We start from the raw sequence: 4,262 nt of genomic DNA on the forward strand, positions 1-4,262 counted from the left end.
TGTCCCTACTTTTTCCTACTTTTGCGCCTACTTTTGCAGAAAAAAATTCGTTCCAAGAGGTGTATGTAAATCCGGAGTCAGCTGGATCATGATACCCCCCACCCGGCATTCCTCCGATCAGATTTTCATCATGGCGCGAAAGCTCATGAGGGCTGTTTCTTTGCTCTACTATCCCCTTGCTCCATCATAACCCACAATTTGACCATAATGTACACAATGTATATGTTGCGTACATATTATAAAGGAGGAAACGATGAGCACAGTTACCGCACGCATACCGGAAGAAACTGCCTTCAAGCTCAGCGAGCTTGCTAAAACGACAAACAGAAGCAAATCCTTTCTCATCGCACAAGCGCTGGAACAATTTCTAGAAAAACAGGCATGGCAGGTCACTCAAATCAAAGAAAGTCTCGCTCAGGCCGATGCCGGAAAATTCGCCTCGCCTTCCGAAGTCCATGACGCATTCAGCGAATGGGGGCTGACCGTTGAAGGCGACTAAAGTCCGCTGGACACATAATGCCCTCAGAGATCTTGAAAAAATCCGCCTCTACCTGGAAGAAAACGCAGATGCCAAAGCTATGCTTTCCGGAGCGCAAAGAATCTGGGATAGTTGCCAACGATTGCGACACTCCCCTGAAAGCGGACGCCCTGGGCGAGTCCCCATGACCCGTGAACTCATCGCGCCTCCGTATAGTATCCCTTACCGAGTCAAAGATGGCGCTGTCGAAATCCTCAATGTGTTCCATGCTGCTCAAAAACGCTGAACCAAGGCGGCGCAGCATCTTGAGGGTAATCTTTTAAAAGAAGCAAAACAAAGACGAGGTGGACTAGATGAGAGCTATAGCGGAGAGAAATCTCAACGACGCCCTCGCCCTGCCGCCCATAGAGAAGGCTGGATTAATTCAACGCCTTTTCCAGAGCTTTGATGTCCCTGAAGACAAGCATATCGAAACCGCCTGGACGGAAGAGGTTGGATCCAGGATCGAAGCATACAACCAAAATTTGCTCACGGCCGCCCCTGCAGAGGACGTCCTAGCGGGAGAAACCCCTGCAACTGAGGCCGGGTGATGAAAACCGGGATCATGTGTACCAGGGGGTGGTGGTAACTGGAGGACACGGTGTGGAACCGGTCCTGTACGCCGCCGAACCCGAGATCGAGCGCAATTATGACACCGCGCGCGACGCTTTGGAGACCGCGGTGGTCGACCATGCCCTTGCCCGCAACCTGCCCTTGCTCGGCATCTGTCGAGGTGCGCAACTGCTCAATATTTGCCGAGGGGGAACGGCTGCACCAGAACTTGCGCTCACACCGCCAAAAAACCTCCACACGGTGGACCGTGCTGCCCCTCAAAACCCTGTGTATGCAGGACGGATCGGAGATTTCAGACAGCATGCTGGCCGCGCTGCTCAATCGGGGACACTTGCGCATCAACAGCCTGCACAACCAGGGCATCGACCGGGTCGGCAAGGGGCTCAACGCCGTTGCCCGGGACCTCGGCGGCATTGTCCAGGCCATCGAGGGCCCTTCCCGCGATTTCCACATCGGGGTTCAATGGCATCCCGAGCTTCTCCTCTACGCAAGCAGCCAGCGCGCCCTGTTTTGCGAACTGGTCAAACGAGTCCGACTAGAATGCTGCCAATGACAGCATTCTAGTCGGATCAAACAACACAATAGATCATAACGATTACAGATATTTGAAGAATAGCTTGAGGATTCAGGAATGAAAAATAATTTAAAATATTTTGACACCAACAAGCATATATTTCTATATATTTATACAGGTATTATCGTATTGACACCACCATCTATATGGACGTTCGCTCTTCATTTCAAAGCCATGCAAGACAACGAAAATGCCGCAATCACCTTGCTTATGATATCAATAGTCTTTGTTATTCTCACATTATACCTGACCATACGTTGTGCAAAAAAAGAACGTCAGATAAGATACATAAAAAGCACTCCGTTCATTATTAGTGGTATAATTGCAAGCATATTAGGAAGTCTTGCGTTCAGTTCGAGCGGTTTTGTTACGGCAACATATTTATATGAAGTAAATAAAATTCTATTTTTTACTGGTTTACTGGTTTTTTTATCCGGGCGTTCAGTATTCACATCCGGGTGCAGTATATTGGCCATGAATAAAGGAAGACCCCCTCAACTGGGCTGGCTCGGAGGTATTGCCGGATTGTGCGGGTTGCTCATACTTTGGGTGATTCCAAAGAAAAATTCTCACGGGCCGATCCCGACACCCCATCAAGAAAATCAAAAAAAATCGTAACCATTCTGGTCGAAAAGTAGCTACTCGAACAGTCTGATCTTCTCATGCAGTAAAGCCGCAGTTTTAAGTGTTAAGATGCGACTGCAAAAGATGGTCTCGTCGCCAATCTTGAAAATTCATATGAGCTAACTCATCTGGTTTTAATCAAAATCTAACAACCTAAAACAGCCTCTAAAAAATACTTTTTGCAGACACATCTTCAAGTTCAAACGGTTATAGAATTTTCTTGTTTTTTATAACAGAACCTTCTGAGTAAGGTACTAAAGATAGATTGGGGCAGCATACAGTGAATCGGGAGCACTTGTTGCCATTTTTGGCAGTCGATATCCAGACTTGAACATCAGTACAATATATCGATAGTTGTCGTTCGTGATGGCTTGAAAAGCCTCCAGGACGCCAAAACAACTCAAGAATCAAACAAGTGTGCCTAGCAAAACGTTGCGTACAATGTGGTTAAGAGACAGAATGATACATTGAGCAGATGTAAAAACAAGGAGTGCACATGTATTTTTCAAAACGTAAAATCTGGTTGCTTACTTTTTTTGGGACTTCTTTTATTATTTTTTTATTTACTGCACATGGTTATGCCTGTACAGGTGTATGTCTCGTGGGAGAAGACAAAACAGCCGTTTTTGGTCGAACACAGGAGTGGGGAAAGTTCGACCTTCACGGCAAGGCTGGAGTCATTCCCCGTGACACATTGTTTCAGGGCACAACACCGCAAGGAGAAAATGGCTTGAGATGGTATGCAAGATATGGGTTTGTGGGCACTCTGCTTCTGGACCGAGTTTTCTGCACCGGATTGAACGAAAAAGGACTGGCGGGCGCCTTTTTCTACCACGAAGGATTTGCAAAGTATGCTGATTTTAACACGGAAAAGACTGGGCGATCACTTGCTCCAACCGACATTCTTCCGTTTGTTCTTTCCAGCTTCTCCAGCCTTAAGGAAGTGCGGGAAGGTCTGAAACAGGTACAGGTCGTGAACGTGGTTGACCCCGACCTACACAAAACACTCCCCGTGCATCTGATGATCACCGAACCCGGTGGGGATTGCATGGTCATTGAATTCAAGGATGGCCGGCCAACATTTTTCAACAACCCGGTGGGTGTGATTGCCAACAGCCCCGGTTTTGACTGGCATTTGACCAATCTACGCAACTACGGCTTTTTATCCCAAAAACCCTTTTCAATCAAAAAATGGGGTGAACTGGAAATAACACCCTTGGCGGCAGGTTCCGGACTTCTCGGCCTGCCCGGCGATTATACCTCTCCTTCCAGATTCGTGCGCGCTACCGTTCTTTCGCAAACCTCACGCCCGACCAAGGGCGGCTTGGATACGGTACAGGAAGTTTTCAGGATTCTCGACAGCTTCCAGCTTTCGGCCAGCCAGTCCGAAGGTACGGAAGCGGACAAAGGGGATAAAGATAAAGCACTTCCTGCCGGCACACAATATACCGTGGTCACGGATACGAATAACCGGGTCATCTATTATCACACAATGTTCAACCGCAGAATTCGAAAGATCGATTTAAAAGCAATTGATTTCAGCAAGGGGACCATGCACAGCATCCCGCTTGACGAAAAACGCGAACAGGATATCCGCGAAGTGACCGGTAAACTATAGTACGCACTACTCGTTTGAACATACAGCGTTATTCGTCTTCATCGTGCCTGAATGGTTACTGATCGGAACAGGGGATCTTTTGATGTTCGAGTTCCACTGAAAACCACTGGGCTGGCAGTGGGTTCAAGCAACTTGCAACACTACAAAAGGGAGACGATATAAGGGAGATATAAGGGACAGGCAATCTATTTTCTTCATTCACTTTTCTCCAGCAATCCAACTCCCCTTCTGCATCTCGAAACCCCAAAACATCCTTCAGGGATAACTTTCCCGGACAGAAGGGCGAGTAAGGCTCCTCTCAGCCCCAGTAGCGGCCAAAATAGTTCCGTATCCCCGAATTTTGGACGCAAAAATCC

At 47.7% G+C, this 4,262-nt stretch carries 6 protein-coding genes and 1 pseudogene; all 7 read left to right on the forward strand.

Annotation, left to right across the window (positions count from 1 at the left end; all coding sequences use genetic code 11):
- Positions 1-253: 253 nt before the first annotated feature.
- Complete coding sequence (locus tag ACY692_RS14245) at positions 254-499, forward strand: CopG family ribbon-helix-helix protein (RefSeq protein ID WP_462326045.1); 246 nt, start codon at positions 254-256, stop codon at positions 497-499.
- Positions 486-764, forward strand: a complete 279-nt coding sequence (locus ACY692_RS14250) for a type II toxin-antitoxin system RelE/ParE family toxin (protein ID WP_462326046.1) — start codon at positions 486-488, stop codon at positions 762-764. Before ACY692_RS14245 ends, ACY692_RS14250 begins: the two co-directional genes overlap by 14 nt.
- 67 nt (positions 765-831) lie before the next feature.
- A complete protein-coding gene (locus ACY692_RS14255; RefSeq protein WP_462326047.1) occupies positions 832-1,068 on the forward strand; it encodes an addiction module protein in 237 nt (78 codons plus the stop codon).
- A 52-nt stretch (positions 1,069-1,120) separates the two neighbouring features.
- A pseudogene (locus tag ACY692_RS14260) lies at positions 1,121-1,213 on the forward strand (hypothetical protein); the annotation flags it as partial.
- A gap of 1 nt (position 1,214) precedes the next feature.
- The gene (locus ACY692_RS14265) at positions 1,215-1,643 is read left to right on the forward strand and encodes a gamma-glutamyl-gamma-aminobutyrate hydrolase family protein (RefSeq protein ID WP_462326050.1); all 429 of its coding nucleotides are present in this window, start codon (positions 1,215-1,217) and stop codon (positions 1,641-1,643) included.
- Positions 1,644-1,721: 78 nt separating this feature from the next.
- On the forward strand, positions 1,722-2,282 hold the full coding sequence (locus tag ACY692_RS14270; protein ID WP_462326048.1) for a hypothetical protein: 561 nt from the start codon (positions 1,722-1,724) through the stop codon (positions 2,280-2,282).
- 502 nt (positions 2,283-2,784) lie between these two features.
- Positions 2,785-3,906, forward strand: coding sequence for a linear amide C-N hydrolase (locus tag ACY692_RS14275; protein ID WP_462326049.1), 1,122 nt, complete (start codon positions 2,785-2,787; stop codon positions 3,904-3,906).
- The last annotated feature ends 356 nt before the right edge of the window (positions 3,907-4,262 follow it).

It is taken from the genome of Desulfoplanes sp., from assembly GCF_054921335.1.